The following is a 14,753-nucleotide window of genomic DNA, read 5'->3' as shown; positions in this document are numbered from 1 at the left end:
AACGGCTCAGGCGGAAGTTTTGTCAACCAGGGAATCGTCACGTCTTGTTTAGCACAGCGGCTGATGGAACGGTTGGAAGTGGGGGATGCAAACCATGGCAGTTAAAGATTCATTTTCTCGCATTTTCGGGTTGACGGACAAAACAGACAATGAAGAAATACGACAAATACCCGTTGATGAAATCGTACCCAATCCATATCAGCCTCGGACGGTATTTGATGACGAAAAAATCGATGAACTGTGCCAAACCATCCGCACGCATGGATTGATTCAACCGATTGTCGTTCGCTTGCGAAACAACCGATACGAGTTGATCGCTGGGGAGCGGCGTTGGCGTGCGACGAAAAAGCTGGGGATGGAGCGTATTCCGGCAATTATCAAGGATTTTAACGATACCCAGACAGCTTCGATCGCCTTGATTGAAAACCTGCAGCGCGAAGGCTTGACGGCCATTGAAGAAGCCATCGCGTATCAGAAGCTGATTGACCTGCACAACCTGACGCAGGAAAGCCTGGCGCAGCGTTTGGGCAAAGGGCAGTCCACCATCGCCAACAAGCTGCGGCTGCTCCATTTGCCGCAGGAGATTCAGGATGCCCTGCTCACCCGAAAAGTGACGGAGAGACACGCGCGCGCTTTGATTCCGTTGAAGAATGCCGATTTGCAGCGCAAAGTCCTGCAGGAAATTCTGGAGCGGGAATGGAACGTCAAGCAGACGGAGACGCGGGTAAAGCAGCTCCTGGAGGCAGCAGAACAACCCAAACAGGAAAAAGAGGCAAAGCCCAAGTGGAAAGCTTTTTCCCGGGATGCGCGCATCGCTATCAACACGGTGCGTCAGTCCATTGACATGGTGCTGCAGACCGGTCTGGCAGTCGAGACGAATGAAGAGGACCACGAGGAATACTATCAATTTACTATTCGCATTCCCAAACGGATGGAAGGGAAATAGACCTAATAGAGGTACACACGGATTTCCAATGGGGAAAGGACACGATGATCGAATCGTTCCGTAAAGCAGGAACACGGTGGCGGACAACAGCCGCCTTTCTTTTTGGCTCTCGTCCCATTTTGATGATTTGGGAGGACGAAGAGGCACTTCGGGCCCTTGGGTGGAAAAATGTTTCAATTCTAAATTCCAGCGTACGACTCTGGATTAAATCTGGTAACATGGTTAGTAGAATGGTGTAAAAATGAGGTGGAGAAGTTGGGTAAAATCATTGCGGTAGCAAACCAGAAAGGTGGCGTAGGAAAGACGACCACGTCCGTCAACCTCAGCGCTTGTTTGGCTACGTTGGGAAAGAAAGTGCTGCTGGTGGACATTGATCCGCAGGGGAACGCAACCAGCGGGATTGGTGTGAACAAAGCGGATGTGCGCTACTGTATCTACGACGTGCTCATCAATGATGTCAGCCCCGTAGATGCCACGTTGCCCACTGACATCAATGGTCTGATGATCATCCCTGCTACCATTCAATTGGCCGGTGCGGAAATTGAGCTCGTCCCAACCATCTCGCGTGAGGTTCGGTTAAAAAAGGCACTGGAAGTCGTCAAAGACAAATACGATTACGTCATTATCGATTGTCCGCCTTCGCTCGGAATCCTGACGGTGAATTCCCTGACGGCGGCGGATTCGGTGCTGATTCCGATCCAGTGTGAGTACTATGCGCTGGAAGGATTGAGCCAACTGCTGAACACGATCCGCCTGGTTCAGAAACATTTGAACTCTCAGCTGACGATCGAAGGCGTCGTTCTGACCATGCTGGATGCGCGTACCAACCTGGGACTGCAGGTAATTGAAGAAGTGAAGAAGTACTTTCAGGAAAAGGTGTACAAGACGATTATTCCCCGCAATGTGCGCTTGAGTGAAGCGCCGTCGCACGGACAGGCGATTATCACGTATGATCCGCGCTCTCGCGGAGCGGAAGTGTATACCGACTTGGCGAAGGAAGTGGTAGGGGTATGAGCAGGGGCTTAGGGAAAGGTTTGAACGCGTTGATCACGTCCAATCTCATTGAAGAGGGTGAGAGCGTAACGGAGATCGCCGTCGGAGATATTCGTCCCAACCCGTATCAACCACGGAAAGAGTTTGAACCGACAGCGATCGAAGAACTGGCTCAGTCGATCAAGGAACACGGTATCATTCAGCCGCTGATTGTGCGAAAAAGCATCAAAGGCTATGAATTGGTGGCGGGAGAACGGCGATTGCGGGCAGCCAAATCGGTCGGATTGAAAAAAGTGCCCGCCGTGGTCAAGGCGTACTCCGACCAACAGTTGATGGAGATTGCCCTGATCGAAAACCTTCAGCGGGAAGACCTGAATCCGCTCGAAGAAGCGGAAGCGTACGAAAAGCTGATCGCTCATCATTCGTATACGCAGGAACAGTTGGCCCAAAAGATCGGCAAGAGCAGACCGCACGTGGCCAATATGCTGCGCCTGCTGCAGCTGCCCAAAAAGATTCGCGAAATGGTGTCAGCGTCAGAGCTGTCGATGGGACATGCCCGTGCATTGTTGTCCGTGGAAAAGGAAACGGTACAACTCCAGCTTGCCAATGATGTCGTCAAAAAGGGATTGAGTGTGCGGCAGTTGGAGGAAATGGTGAAACAACTGAATGTTTCACGTGAAACACCGAAGAAGAAAAAGCCCAAAAAGGAACCCCAGCTCATGGAACTGGAGGAACGTTTGCGCAGCCGTCTTGGCACATCGGTGAAGATTAAAAAGGGAACCAAACGGGGGAAAATCGAGATCGACTTCTACTCGCAGGAAGACTTGCAGCGCATATTGGACATTTTGTATGTGGAGTAACCCCATAAGGAGGAAGCAATGCGGATCATTTACCTGGACAATGCTGCTTCTACCTGGCCCAAACCGCCCGGGGTAAAGGAAATGATGGCTGAGGTGCTTGATGAGTTTGCGGCCAATCCGGGCAGAGGCGGGCACGCGTTGGCGATGAAGGCGAGCAAGACCGTGTTTCGGACGCGGGTGCAATTGGCTCGGTTGTTTGGGATTCAAAACCCGAATAACCTCTTTTTTTATCTCAATGCGACCCAGGCGCTGAATCAAGCGATCAAAGGGTTTTTGAAAGAAGGGGACCATGTCGTCACATCGTCGATTGAGCACAACTCCGTGCGCCGTCCGCTGGAGTACATGCGTCGGACCAAACAGGTGGAAATAACCTATGTGGAACCGAGAGACGACCAACGGTTTCACGCGGAAGATTTTGATCGGGCGATCACGCCTAAAACGAAACTATTGGTGGTCAGCCACGCTTCCAATTTGACCGGGGTGATTCTGCCGGTCGCCGAATTGGGGGAAGTGGCGAAGCGGCACGGTGTCGTATTGCTTGTGGACGCGTCCCAATCGGCAGGGGTCTTGCCGATCGACGTGGAGCAAATGAACATCGGCATGCTGGCATTCCCCGGACACAAGGGACTTTACGGGCCCCAGGGGACCGGCGGCCTGTACGTTCACGAGTCAATAGATCTGGAGCCGCTGATCCACGGAGGGACAGGCAGTCAATCAGAAGCAATCGAACAGCCGACGACCAGGCCGGACCGCTATGAGAGCGGAACAGTCAACACGACGGGATTGGCTGGTCTGTTGGCCGGAGTGACGTTTGTCATGGAAAAAGGCGTGGAAGCCATTCGTGCACATGAGTGGGAACTGACGAAGCGGACGATATCGGGACTGCAGGAGATTCCGGGAGTGGAATGGTACGGACCGGGCATTGAAACGGAAAGAGTCGGCGTCGTTTCCTTTAACATCGCAGGCGTTGATGCTGCGGAGGCGTCTTTTATCCTGGATCAGCAGTACGGGATTGCGACGCGGGCCGGCTACCACTGCTCGCCGCTGGGACACCAGACCGCAGGAACGGAACAGCGAGGAGCCGTGCGGGTCAGCTTTGGCGTCTTTAATACGGAGGAAGACGTAGACGCGCTGCTGGAAGCGGTCCGCGAGATTGCGTCCGCGTTCAACCCGGCGTAGGCGGAAGAGGCCACGTTGCCTGCTCAGGTGATGACCGGCAGAGTCCCTGGTGAGACAGAGATTCTGACATGATTGCACCGGCAACAACCAGATGGAAATTCCGCGAACGGCATGAAACAGCAAGGAGAGAACGCTTGAGGAGGAACATAAGAAGGCGGCTGTGCCTTCGCGGCAGCGCTTTGCAGGGAAAGGCGAAAGAGGGAATAACGGCAGAGTGAAAACAGCTTTGTACATATGTGCAGAAGAGGCTGTTTCGAATGCCCTGTGTAAAAGCCCCCGGTAAAAGCACCGCGTACAGAAATGGCAAAACGGAGTTCTTCCAAAAGCTGCGATCACAGAGGAGTGGAGAACGTGTTTTTGTTGGGGACACTGGTAAATACGCTTGCCATTGCGGCGGGAGCATTGCTGGGGCGCTTGTTGTCCGGCATCCCGGAATCAATCCGGCAGACGGTGATGCAGGGGATTGCTCTTGCCGTTATCGTGCTGGGAGTGAAAATGAGCCTGGATACGAACAACATTTTGATCATGATTGTCAGCATCGTGCTGGGCTCGATCATCGGAGAACTGATGGGCATCGATAAAAACCTGAATCGCTTGGGCCAATGGCTGGAGAAAAAGATGGGGGGAAACCGACAGGGGACAATCGCTACCGGGTTTGTAACGGCAACGCTGGTGTACTGCATCGGTGCCATGGGCGTGTTGGGTTCGTTGGACAGCGGTTTGCGCAACAACCACGACATTTTGTACACGAAATCTATGCTGGATGGCTTGTCGGCGATCATCTTTTCATCGACATTGGGCATAGGCGTCATCTTCTCCGCGATTCCCGTCTTTCTCTATCAGGGAACGATTGCCCTGTTGGCCACACAAATCAACAGTCTGGTCAGCCCGGCGATGCTGGAGGCCATCCTGGCGGAGGTAACGGCGGTAGGGGGATTGATGATTATCGCGATCGGCATCAACATTTTGGAATTGCGGAAAATCAATGTCGCCAATATGCTGCCTGCACTGGTAATTGCGGCAGTGAGTGTTCCGCTTGTGGAGTGGTTGGACACCTTCTTCAAATAACGTGGACGAATTATTCCTTTGGCCGCAAATAAATGCAGAGTCAATATGTGTGTAGAAAACCGTGCGGGCAATTGCATGGCAACCATGACCACAAATAGAGGACCGTCAGGGAACGAAACATATCCCTGACGGTTTTTTTGCAACGAAACTGGATTGGTCCCCGTTTATTTTTGATTCGCTTTTTTCCATTCCTCATGGTAGTTCCATACCCGATTCCATAGATCGTCACGCTCCAGCTTGCTATAATTGACCAAATGCTCCTGAAACACATCTCCCAGCACTTCCAGCCATTGCGATTTTGTACGGAGTTCGATTTTCTCAATCCCATCGATTCCCCGCTTGTTCCATATACAGCCTCTCAATTCATTACTGCCCGTGGCGTGTCTGTGCCGAACAAGAAACAGCTTATACCAGGGTGACTCCGGCGACGTGCTGTAAAATTCGTGTTTGGGTTTGAACTCTTCCAGGTCCTCCAAGTCATCAGGAGCAAAATCTACACCGACAAACGATGCGTTCGGGTCATGAACAAGCCGCCAACCGCCTTGAACGACGCCGGAGCTCTCAACCTGGTAGCGCAGCGGCCCTTGTTCGTAAGTGCCGATCTGCAGCGGGATTGGTTCATAGGGCATATCGCCCAATCCCACATCGACGATGTATCGCTGTTCTTGTTGCTCTTCATTCGGCAGGCTGACGGTTAACCCGAGGTGAAAGGAATTGATCCGAGGTTCCTGCCCCAGAGGCTGGACGCCGGCTCTATGCCAAAAAACCCGGAAGCCAAGCGAACGAAGAAGCACACTGAATGCGCCGTTCAAGTGAAAGCAATAACCGCTGCGGTTACTCAGCATGAGCCGGACGCACTCATCCAGATCGATCGGAGCCGGTCTGCCGGCGACGATATCAATGGTTTGCCAGGAGATGGATGCCACATGCGCTCTGTGAAGCTGCGTGAGGTAAGACAAGGTTGGCGGCTGTATGTCCTCAATGCCGATTCTTTTCAAGTATGTTTTGATTTCAGCGGGGGTCATCATGATTCCATCATCACTTTCCTAGGTTGTGTGTCGTTTCCCAACTTCCTCACGAGTTCGATAAATTGTTCAACGGCTTGATCAATGCGCTGTAATATCTCCGGATCTCGAGGAGCCCCATCCCGATCAAAGAGGGGGTGACCGTCCCCGATCGAGATCCATTCCGGACTTAGAATACCGTGAAGATTCCGGATGATGCTTTGCAAATGGACAAGTGAACTCACACCGAGACGCCCGCCTGCCGAGCTTACGGTCAATACCGGCTTGCCCGCTACGTGGCTGTTATCCAAATAATCCAGCGCATTCTTCAACGAACCGGAGATGGAACCATGGTATTCGGGAGTTGCCAGGATGAGGCCGTCAGCTTGTTTGACTGATCTGATCATAAAATCTGCTTCCGGGTGAACATCTTCCGCATCGGGGAAAAGAGCGGCAGCCGCACAACCGCCAGATCGATAAAGGAGACCTGGATGTTTCGGGCTTTCAGAATGGTTTCGATATAACGAAGCACACTTGTACTTGTCGCGTTTTGCCGGTTGCTCCCGGCGATCATGGCAATGTGCATCATTATGACCTCGCTTTGCTTGTTTTTTTCAGCTGCTTTGCTGATGTGCTAGAAACATTCCACGGCATATTCACTCCAATGACCCCTGAGATAATCAGGACAGCGCCGCATAGATGACTCCAAGTAACGCTCTCCTCCAAGATCAACGCACCCGCTCCGATGGCGATAATCGTGGACAAGTGGGAGAATACGCTCATCTTGGCGGCTTCCATCCGGGATAAGACAAAATTGGCCATATAGGCAGTTGCCACTTGAATCAAGCCAAGACAGCTGATCAAGGCGATAAAGACACCGCTGGAAAGAGGAGCGACAAAGGTATCAATCGTTCCTGCCGCAGCATGGATGCCAAGGGATGCAGTCAAAAATGAGACGAATGCGATCCCCACCATAAAAAAACTGATTTCCATAGCACTGAAATGTCTGGTGACCAATCGGGCCAGCACGTTGTACCCGGCTAATGTGACACATGCGAGAACGAGCAAGGCGATGCCGGTGGTCCGCGACCAGTCGCTTGCGCCATTCATGGTATAAATGAACACAATGCCGCTCGCAGACAGAAGAAGAGAGAGCTTCTGCATCAAGGTGGTCGTTTCTTTTAAAAAGACGGAAGCAAATATCATCGTGACGGCTGGCGTCATGGCGCTGATGATGCCGCCTTCCGCAGACGCAGCATGCTGGAGCCCATATGTTTGCAGCACGAAGTAAGCGATTGGGTATAAGGAGGCCAGCAGCAGCAAGGAAAACAGCGGTTTGCCGCGGTAGCCCAGTTTGAAGAATCCAAAGATCGCCGGGACAATCATGACCGCAAAAGCGACGGCGAAACGGTAGGTCAACGTATCGAGAGGAGTAGCGAAGGTCAACGTCAGTTTGACAAGCAGAAACGTTACGCCAATCACCGCCGCATTCAGAATGGCAACGAAATAAGCAAGTTTCAGCTGCCAAATCACCCCCAGGAGTTGCAACGTGATGGTTGCCGGCAGAACATCCCGTGCGTCATAATATGTGACCAAATGGTCACTTTTAATATATGTTACTATATGGTAACATGTCAATGGTTATTGATATGTTTTACCATTGCCTAGTTCGTGGACATCATGGAGGCATTTCCATATGGACGATATATTTAAAGCACTGGCCGATCCCAGCAGGCGAACACTGTTGGACCTGTTGTATGAAAAGGATGGCCGAACATTACATGATCTCTGCACTCATCTGCAGATGTCCCGATTCGGCGTTATGAAGCATCTTCGCATTCTGGAGGAAGCGGGCCTGCTTACTACGTGTAAGGTAGGGCGGGAGAAGTACCACTACTTGAACCCTGTAGCCATTCGCCAAATCTACGACAGGTGGGTAAGCAAGTACGCCGAACCGTGGGTGTCGGGATTAAGCCTGCTAAAAAAAGAGATGGAGAGTGGACCCGCCATGGAACAAAAGCCCAGGCATATTAACCGCATTGCGATCAAAACAAATCCGGAACAGGTCTGGAACGCGCTGACCAATCCTTCGCTGACTTCTCAATATTGGTATAATGGAATGATTAAAGGTGAATTCAAAGCAGGCTGTCCGTATGAGATATGGAATCCCCAAGGGCAGCTGCAGGCAAAAGGGGAGTTTCTTGTCGTGGAGCCGCCCCGTCGGCTGGTGATGACATGGCAACTGCTTGTGCAAGCCGACACCGCGGAGGAGAAGCCATCACGTTTGACTTGGGAGATCGAGCCGCATGCTGAGTTTGCCGGAGTGACATTGGTGACTGTCGTGCACGACGAGTTTGAGGAAGCACCAAATACATCCCGTGTATTGGAAGAGGGATTGCCGATCGTTCTGTCCGGTATGAAAACATTGATCGAGACAGGCAGGTCATTAACTTCCTAATCCAGCTAAAGCCGAGCGGTGTCAGGGTGAATCCCTGATAACATGCTCGGTTTTTGTTTTATGATGATGATGAACGGGATCATATGATAATACAGTCATAAACTCAAGTAACTTCGCGGGGAGAGGGCAGAATGCTTGGATTCATTGTGAATCCCGTTTCGGGGAACGGCAGGGGAGCAATGGTATGGAAGCAGCTGGAGGAGGAATTGAGGCAGAGGAACGTCGCGTACTTGGTGCGTAAGACGTCCATGGCGGGCGAAGCGAAGCAGCTTGCCGTGGACGTGCTGCAAAACGGAAGCGTAACCGGAATTGTGGCAGTGGGCGGTGACGGAACGGTCAATGAAGTGGTAAACGGAATTCACGAATCGCAGGTTGCCTGTGCGTTTGGCCATATTCCGGCGGGATCGGGGAACGACTTTGCCCGCGGACACAATTTGCCGCGCGATCCGCTCCAGGCGTTGGAGAAGATTTTGCAAGGAAATGTAACCAAAACGATTGATGTGCTCCAGCTCAACGGAATGGTGGCGATAAATTCCGTTGGCGCCGGATTGGACGGTCAGGTGGCAGTAACGGCAAACCGGGCGCGCTATAAACGGTGGCTGAACAAGATCAAGCTGGGAGTCCTGGCTTATTTCCTTGCAGTTGTGCGCGTTCTGCTCACATACAAGCCCTGCTCGGTGACGGTTGTGATCGACGACCGTCAGGAGACGCTGGAAAACGTCTGGCTGATCGCTGTTGCAAACATATCCAGTTACGGTGGAGGGATGCAGATTTGTCCAGATGCGGTTCCGGACGACGGCCGAGCAGACATCTGTGTGGTCAGCCACGCCAGCCGCTGGAGCCTGCTTCGGGCCTTTCCGCTGATTTATACGGGCAAACATGTACATCATCCGGCGGCTCGCTTTTTTCGCGGCGCTACCATCACCATTCAATCGGAACGACCAATGGTGGTGCATGCCGACGGCGAAATGGCGGGCGTTACGCCGATCACCGTGAATGTGGCCAGGCGGCGATTGACCATCTTGTCATAACAGCAAAAAGACTTGTATTCCCCGTAAGGAAACAAGTCTTTTTTTATCAGAATGGTTGAAGCGTTTCTTACTCTTGCAGCGCCGTGCCCAGTTTGTTTTGATCCCCGGAAACAATCAGCGCGGCCTGAAACAGGGCATTGGCGATAATCTCCGCCATGCGCATGACCACGTAGAGCCGGGTGTTTTGCAGGACGAAATACTCCATGAAACCACCGACGTTGACGATGCCGGTAATGTGAAAGGTACCGACCGAGGGCAGGTCCTTTTTTACGCCGGCGCCTGGCTTCAGGGGCCCGTCCGCCACGTTGATATTGCCCACATTGCTAAACTGGCCGAGACAGGCGTCGATGGCGATGAGCAGTGCCTGTGGATGGGTCCGGTTAATTTCATCCAGTTTTTCGCGGAGATTCATGGCGTGCACGGGTTCTTCCAGGGTTCCGTATACGTGCAACAGGTGGTGCGTGCGGGCTTTCAATTTGCTGCCGACCAACGGCCCAAGCGCGTCGCCGGTAGAACGGTCGGTTCCGATGCAGAGGATGACGATGTCGTCGCGTTGCGTTTTCAGGAGGATGCGCTGCGCCAGGTGTTGAGCCAACTGATCTGCGGCGGTTTCATTTCGATACTCGACGGTAAACGGTGGCAAGGAGCTGTCCTTGCGCTGGCTATCAAACAGGTTCATGACTACCCCCAAGTCTCGCGTCGTTCAAGGCCGATAACACCGAATGCGGTTCACACCAAAAGTATTCACAGTATAGTACCGGACGGGTTTTTTTATACCAGCTAATACAAAGGTTGCGGCTGTTTTGAACGCTCTGGATAGTGAAACAACGACAGGCAAAGCGTGATGGGCCTGTTTCATTTCTATGCCTTGACGCATTACCCGCAGAAGCAATTCTTTACAACCGGGGAAACTGGCGCGGTTGTATCCGAACAGGTACAATGGGAACAGAAAAAGTGGAGGGAGGGGCTCGATGTGGAAGGCGAGACTGTACTGATCGCGTTCGATTCCACCCAGCAGGCACTGCGGGCGGAGATGCTGCTGGAGTATGCCGATATCGACATTGACACTCGTCCGACCCCGAAAGAAATCACGGCCGGCTGCGCCTTGTCCATTGAGTTCCCGCTGGCTGATTACCGGCAGGCCAGAGAAATCATCGAAGGGCAGCATGTAGAAATTCGCGGCTACTTTCGCTTGTTTTCCGACTGCTACCACGAAATCGACGAACACGGAAACAGGAAGGAGCAGTAAACGTGACAGAGGAAATTGCCAAACAGGAGCGATGGTTTGAGACGTTGTATGCGCAAGCGAGCGCTTACCTGACCAATCCCGACACATGGATCACAATCGGAGCGATCGTCCTGAAAATCCTGCTGATTATCATCTTGTCCCGCATCGTGGTGGCGCTCGTCCAGGCGGCGGTAAACCGGGTGTTTCAACATCGGCGGGGGAGCAAGCTGCAGATCGAGCAGCGGCGGGTCGACACGCTGCGGGTGCTGGTGAACAACGTCGCTCGTTACTCGATCTATTTTTTGGCCATCTTGCTGACACTGCAGCAGTTGGGCGTCGACCTGCGTCCCGTGCTGGTCAGCGCAGGGGTGCTGGGGCTGGCAGTCGGGTTTGGCGCGCAAAGCCTGGTGCGCGACGTGATCACCGGCTTCTTCATCATTTTTGAAGATCAGTTCGCCGTGGGCGATGTGGTCACGATCAACAACATGACGGGTACGGTGCAGGAGATCGGCCTGCGGATCACCCGGATTCGCAGTTGGACGGGGGAGGTTCACATTTTCCCCAACGGGAGCATCACGCAGGTGACCAACTATTCGCTGCAAAACACGTTGGCGGTCGTGGACGTATCGGTTGCCTATGAAGAGGATCTGGACAACGTCGAACGCGTCCTGAAAGAGATCATCAAAAAGGCGCAGGACGAAGTGCCGGATATCGTCGCGGAACCGCAATTGCTTGGCGTTCACGCCTTCGGTCCGATGGAAGTGATCATGCGCGTGACGGCGGAATGCAAACCGAACACCCATCACGGTGTGAGCCGCAAGCTGCGGGCGATGATCAAGCGGGAGTTCGACGCCCGCGGCATCGAGATTCCGTATCCGCGGTTGGTGTTCCAGCCAAAAGGACAAGCCTGACAAGAGGGAAGAGGAAAAGGAGGGAGAAGCATGGAACGTAAGCAGTTTGCCCTGGGGGACATCGTGCAGATGAAAAAGCCCCATCCATGTGGGACAAACGCCTGGAAAGTAATCCGCATGGGTATGGACATCCGCATTAAATGCACCGGGTGCGAACACAGCGTGATGATCCCGCGTCTGGAATTTGAGCGGAAAATGAAAAAAGTGCTGGTTCGGGCAGAGGAACAGCCGGAATCGTAACCGTTCACGGCTGGAATGCCGGGTCGGCGAAAACGATGGCAAGCACAGCAAAATCGAACAAGCGAGCACAAGGAAAGAGGATGCGACGCGTCACAGGTTGCATCCTCTTTCGTTTGGTCAATGATGGCAAAAGGCAAGGGACCCGGTCGGTTGCCGTCTGGCCTTGCGCAACACCTCGTGTGGTTACCCTCTCGATATTCAGGCAAAGCCGCTGTCGAAGCGATGCCGGGGATGGATATGCTCGCTTCAAACGGTTGTACACCTTATATAGCTTGGATAGCGCGGGAACGTTACTCGCAGTCACAACCAACGATAACAAGCAGGATGAAGAGAACCAGCACAAGCGCGAAACCGTCGAAGCGGCCGTTGAAGATACCCACTAGCTAACACCTCCTACCCTGGATTCATTACCTATGCTATGTCAGAGGAGAGGAGGCGGTATGGGCGTTTGTCACGCTGCGCGGAAATTAAGTTATACACAACACTATCCACAAAAATGTGGACAACCAGGTCGTTTTTCCGGGAATTTGCCGCTAAAACTGTGGATAACCATACGATTCGCCAAATATTATTCACAGTTTTATTCACAAACAATGCAAATCTTTGGATAAATAGTATTAAATATTTTAAATATTTTTATTAGTAAGAAGGAATTTAGGGGGAGGGATATAATTACAGTATTTAGCAAAGATATAACATAAAGAAAAGGGGCGATTCTGTGTGAAAAAGCATGCGTTGGCATCTTTGACGGCGCTGGCAATCGCGTTGACGACCGTATCTTCCCCGTTTATCCCGTACAGCACGGCGGCGGTGGCGGCTGCGGCTGAAGCGCCCGTTTACAAATCCCGCGCCGAAATTCCCGACAAATACAAATGGAAGTTGGATCATATCTACCCGACTGTTCAGGACTGGGAGAAGGACGTCGCCAAGGTGGAAGCGCTGGCAAATGCGTTTACCAAGCATCAGGGCAAACTGGGCCAATCGGTGCAATCGCTGCTGCAGGCATTGGACGACTACAGTGCGCTGATGCGCTTGAACGACAAGGCGTACGTCTACGCCAACATGGCCCTGGACGTCAACTCGGCAAATCCCGAACTGCAAAAGCTGGCCGACCGGGCGGAAAAAATGAACACGCTGGTCTCCGAAAAGACCTCGTGGATGCAGCCGGAGATCGTCGCCATTCCGGACAGCAAGATGAAGAGCTTCCTGGAAGCCAAGGAATTGGCGCCGTACAAAATGATGCTGGAGGACATGATCCGCACCAAACCGTACTCGCTGCCCAAAGAGATGGAGGAATTGCTGGCCAAATCGTCGCCGCTGGGCAACTCGCCGACCAACATCTACAGCATGCTCTCCAAGGACGTGAAATTTCCAAAAATCAAGGACGAAAAGGGGAATGAAGTGCAGTTGACGCGGGCCAACTTCGTCTCCTATCTGGAGAGCAAGGACCCGCGGGTGCGGAAAGATGCGTTCAAGGCATACTATCAGGCGCTGACAGACTTCCAGGACACTTTTGCCCAGACGCTGGCAGCCAAAGTAAAAGCGGACAACTTTTACGCCCAGGCGCGCAATTACGGCTCTGCGCTGGAGGCCAGCCTGACGCCCAACAACATCCCTACGAAAGTGTACGACGAACTGATCGAAACCGTGAACAAAAACCTGCCGCTGTTGCACCGCTACATCGCGCTCAAGAAGAAAATGCTCGGCGTCAAGGAATTGCACATGTACGACATTTACGTGCCGATCGTGCCGTCTGACGACAAGTACATTCCGTACGAGGAAGGCAAGAAGATGGTCATCGACGGACTGCAGGCGCTGGGGGACGACTACGTGAAGGTGCTGGCCGAGGGCCTGGAAGGCGGCTGGGTGGACGTCTACTCCACCGACGACAAGCGCAGCGGGGCGTACCAGTGGGGAGCGTATGACACGCACCCGTACGTGCTGCTCAACTACCAGGGCACGCTGGACGACGTGTTTACGATTGCCCACGAAATGGGCCACGCGATGCAGTCGTACTACACCAACAAGACGCAGCCGTACATCACGTCGAACTATCCGATCTTTACGGCGGAAGTGGCGTCCACGATGAACGAAACGCTGCTGTTCAAGAGCATGTACGAAAAGGCCAAGACCAAGGAAGAGAAAATGTACCTGCTCAATCACTACCTGGAGAACTTCCGCTCCACGCTTTTCAGACAGACCCAGTTTGCCGAGTTTGAGCGGTTGATTCACGAGAAGGAACAGGCGGGTGAATCGCTCAACGCCGAAGCGCTCAAGCAGATTTATCTGGACCTCAACAAGAAGTACTACGGCAAGGACATGGTCTCGGACGAGGAAATCGCCATGGAATGGGCGCGTGTACCGCATTTCTTCAACTACCGCTACTACGTCTACCAATACTCCACCAGCTTCGCCGCTTCCCAGGCTCTGGCCAAACAGGTGCTGGACGAAGGCAAACCGGCAGTCGACCGCATTCGCAAAAACTTCCTCGAAGCAGGAAACTCCGCGCCGCCGATCGAGGTGTTGAAAGCGGCAGGCGTGGACATGTCCACTTCCAAGCCGATCGAACAGGCGATGGAGATCTTCGAGGAGACGCTCAACGAGCTGGAAAAGCTGGTCAACGAAAAGAATTAGTGCAGGAGAAACTCCCTTCGGCAGTGAAGGGAGTTTCCGTGTGTAGACAAAGTTGGTGGCGCATGGGTGATCGGGCCCGCTGGCTCTCTTGACGCCCAGCAAAGAAGTAGATGATGTCCGCTTCAAAACGCGACGCGGGCAGGGGGCAAACATCTGGGTGTTTCGACGAAAGGAAACTTGTGCCCCCTGTTTTTCCCTGCG

General features: G+C 53.0%; 17 protein-coding genes. 11 read left to right on the top strand and 6 right to left on the bottom strand.

Going from position 1 to position 14,753, the window contains the following annotated elements; all coding sequences use genetic code 11:
- Positions 1–94: 94 nt before the first annotated feature.
- The 5 genes from noc (at position 95) to IRT44_RS05220 (ending at position 5,046) form a co-directional block, all read left to right on the top strand.
- Positions 95–946 carry a nucleoid occlusion protein gene (noc, locus tag IRT44_RS05240; protein ID WP_171563901.1) on the top strand — a complete coding sequence of 284 codons (852 nt, stop codon included), beginning with the start codon at positions 95–97 and terminating at the stop codon, positions 944–946.
- A gap of 255 nt (positions 947–1,201) precedes the next feature.
- On the top strand, positions 1,202–1,960 hold the full coding sequence (locus IRT44_RS05235) for a ParA family protein (RefSeq protein ID WP_171563902.1): 759 nt from the start codon (positions 1,202–1,204) through the stop codon (positions 1,958–1,960).
- Complete coding sequence (locus tag IRT44_RS05230; protein ID WP_171563903.1) at positions 1,957–2,799, top strand: ParB/RepB/Spo0J family partition protein; 843 nt, start codon at positions 1,957–1,959, stop codon at positions 2,797–2,799. The genes IRT44_RS05235 and IRT44_RS05230 overlap by 4 nt, the downstream gene beginning before the upstream one ends.
- 18 nt (positions 2,800–2,817) lie before the next feature.
- Positions 2,818–3,978, top strand: coding sequence for an aminotransferase class V-fold PLP-dependent enzyme (locus IRT44_RS05225; protein WP_171563904.1), 1,161 nt, complete (start codon positions 2,818–2,820; stop codon positions 3,976–3,978).
- Between the two features lie 351 nt (positions 3,979–4,329).
- A complete protein-coding gene (locus tag IRT44_RS05220; protein WP_171563905.1) occupies positions 4,330–5,046 on the top strand; it encodes a DUF554 domain-containing protein in 717 nt (238 codons plus the stop codon).
- A gap of 164 nt (positions 5,047–5,210) precedes the next feature.
- Here the strand turns inward: IRT44_RS05220 and IRT44_RS05215 are convergent, their stop codons facing one another.
- From IRT44_RS05215 to IRT44_RS05200, 4 genes are read right to left on the bottom strand one after another with little or no spacing between them, the layout of a single operon-like run.
- Positions 5,211–6,074, bottom strand: coding sequence for an arylamine N-acetyltransferase family protein (locus tag IRT44_RS05215; protein ID WP_171563906.1), 864 nt, complete (start codon positions 6,072–6,074; stop codon positions 5,211–5,213).
- Positions 6,071–6,457, bottom strand: a complete 387-nt coding sequence (locus tag IRT44_RS05210) for an NADPH-dependent FMN reductase (protein WP_230077579.1) — start codon at positions 6,455–6,457, stop codon at positions 6,071–6,073. Before IRT44_RS05210 ends, IRT44_RS05215 begins: the two co-directional genes overlap by 4 nt.
- The gene (locus IRT44_RS05205) at positions 6,454–6,639 is read right to left on the bottom strand and encodes an NADPH-dependent FMN reductase (protein WP_230077578.1); all 186 of its coding nucleotides are present in this window, start codon (positions 6,637–6,639) and stop codon (positions 6,454–6,456) included. The genes IRT44_RS05210 and IRT44_RS05205 overlap by 4 nt, the downstream gene beginning before the upstream one ends.
- The gene (locus IRT44_RS05200; protein ID WP_230077577.1) at positions 6,639–7,646 is read right to left on the bottom strand and encodes a DMT family transporter; all 1,008 of its coding nucleotides are present in this window, start codon (positions 7,644–7,646) and stop codon (positions 6,639–6,641) included. Before IRT44_RS05200 ends, IRT44_RS05205 begins: the two co-directional genes overlap by 1 nt.
- Positions 7,647–7,746: 100 nt before the next feature.
- On the opposite strand from IRT44_RS05200, the gene IRT44_RS05195 reads away from it, so the two are divergent.
- Positions 7,747–8,508, top strand: a complete 762-nt coding sequence (locus tag IRT44_RS05195) for an ArsR/SmtB family transcription factor (protein WP_171563908.1) — start codon at positions 7,747–7,749, stop codon at positions 8,506–8,508.
- Between the two features lie 131 nt (positions 8,509–8,639).
- Positions 8,640–9,539 carry a diacylglycerol/lipid kinase family protein gene (locus IRT44_RS05190; RefSeq protein WP_171563909.1) on the top strand — a complete coding sequence of 300 codons (900 nt, stop codon included), beginning with the start codon at positions 8,640–8,642 and terminating at the stop codon, positions 9,537–9,539.
- Positions 9,540–9,606: 67 nt separating this feature from the next.
- Here IRT44_RS05190 and yyaC read toward each other — a convergent pair whose 3' ends face one another.
- On the bottom strand, positions 9,607–10,218 hold the full coding sequence (gene yyaC, locus IRT44_RS05185) for a spore protease YyaC (RefSeq protein ID WP_171563910.1): 612 nt from the start codon (positions 10,216–10,218) through the stop codon (positions 9,607–9,609).
- Between the two features lie 294 nt (positions 10,219–10,512).
- Here yyaC and IRT44_RS05180 point away from each other — a divergent pair, with 294 nt between their 5' ends.
- Genes IRT44_RS05180 through IRT44_RS05170 form a run of 3 tightly spaced genes read left to right on the top strand, consistent with a single transcriptional unit; the run spans position 10,513 to position 11,918 of the window.
- The gene (locus IRT44_RS05180; RefSeq protein ID WP_171563911.1) at positions 10,513–10,788 is read left to right on the top strand and encodes a putative Se/S carrier protein; all 276 of its coding nucleotides are present in this window, start codon (positions 10,513–10,515) and stop codon (positions 10,786–10,788) included.
- A 2-nt stretch (positions 10,789–10,790) separates the two neighbouring features.
- Entirely contained in the window at positions 10,791–11,678 is an 888-nt protein-coding gene (locus IRT44_RS05175; protein ID WP_171563912.1) for a mechanosensitive ion channel family protein, read from the top strand.
- 30 nt (positions 11,679–11,708) lie between these two features.
- Positions 11,709–11,918 carry a DUF951 domain-containing protein gene (locus IRT44_RS05170; protein ID WP_171563913.1) on the top strand — a complete coding sequence of 70 codons (210 nt, stop codon included), beginning with the start codon at positions 11,709–11,711 and terminating at the stop codon, positions 11,916–11,918.
- A 290-nt stretch (positions 11,919–12,208) separates the two neighbouring features.
- Here the strand turns inward: IRT44_RS05170 and IRT44_RS19455 are convergent, their stop codons facing one another.
- Positions 12,209–12,298, bottom strand: a complete 90-nt coding sequence (locus IRT44_RS19455; RefSeq protein ID WP_171563914.1) for a YjcZ family sporulation protein — start codon at positions 12,296–12,298, stop codon at positions 12,209–12,211.
- 340 nt (positions 12,299–12,638) lie between these two features.
- On the opposite strand from IRT44_RS19455, the gene pepF reads away from it, so the two are divergent.
- On the top strand, positions 12,639–14,552 hold the full coding sequence (gene pepF, locus IRT44_RS05160; protein WP_171563915.1) for an oligoendopeptidase F: 1,914 nt from the start codon (positions 12,639–12,641) through the stop codon (positions 14,550–14,552).
- Positions 14,553–14,753 lie beyond the last annotated feature (201 nt).

It is taken from the genome of Brevibacillus sedimenti, assembly GCF_020923495.1.
GTDB lineage: Bacteria > Bacillota > Bacilli > Brevibacillales > Brevibacillaceae > Brevibacillus > Brevibacillus aydinogluensis.
This window is presented reverse-complemented; position numbering and strand designations above follow the sequence as displayed.

Bases quoted from the DNA above. Each gene is read 5' to 3' on its own strand.
- IRT44_RS05190 (WP_171563909.1), top strand. From the start codon at position 8,640: ATGCTTGGATTCATTGTGAATCCCGTTTCGGGGAACGGCAGGGGAGCA.
- yyaC (WP_171563910.1), bottom strand. From the start codon at position 10,218: ATGAACCTGTTTGATAGCCAGCGCAAGGACAGCTCCTTGCCACCGTTT.
- IRT44_RS05210 (WP_230077579.1), bottom strand. From the start codon at position 6,457: ATGATCAGATCAGTCAAACAAGCTGACGGCCTCATCCTGGCAACTCCC.
- noc (WP_171563901.1), top strand. From the start codon at position 95: ATGGCAGTTAAAGATTCATTTTCTCGCATTTTCGGGTTGACGGACAAA.
- IRT44_RS05205 (WP_230077578.1), bottom strand. From the start codon at position 6,639: ATGATGCACATTGCCATGATCGCCGGGAGCAACCGGCAAAACGCGACA.
- IRT44_RS05170 (WP_171563913.1), top strand. From the start codon at position 11,709: ATGGAACGTAAGCAGTTTGCCCTGGGGGACATCGTGCAGATGAAAAAG.
- IRT44_RS05215 (WP_171563906.1), bottom strand. From the start codon at position 6,074: ATGATGACCCCCGCTGAAATCAAAACATACTTGAAAAGAATCGGCATT.
- IRT44_RS05230 (WP_171563903.1), top strand. From the start codon at position 1,957: ATGAGCAGGGGCTTAGGGAAAGGTTTGAACGCGTTGATCACGTCCAAT.
- IRT44_RS05225 (WP_171563904.1), top strand. From the start codon at position 2,818: ATGCGGATCATTTACCTGGACAATGCTGCTTCTACCTGGCCCAAACCG.
- IRT44_RS05195 (WP_171563908.1), top strand. From the start codon at position 7,747: ATGGACGATATATTTAAAGCACTGGCCGATCCCAGCAGGCGAACACTG.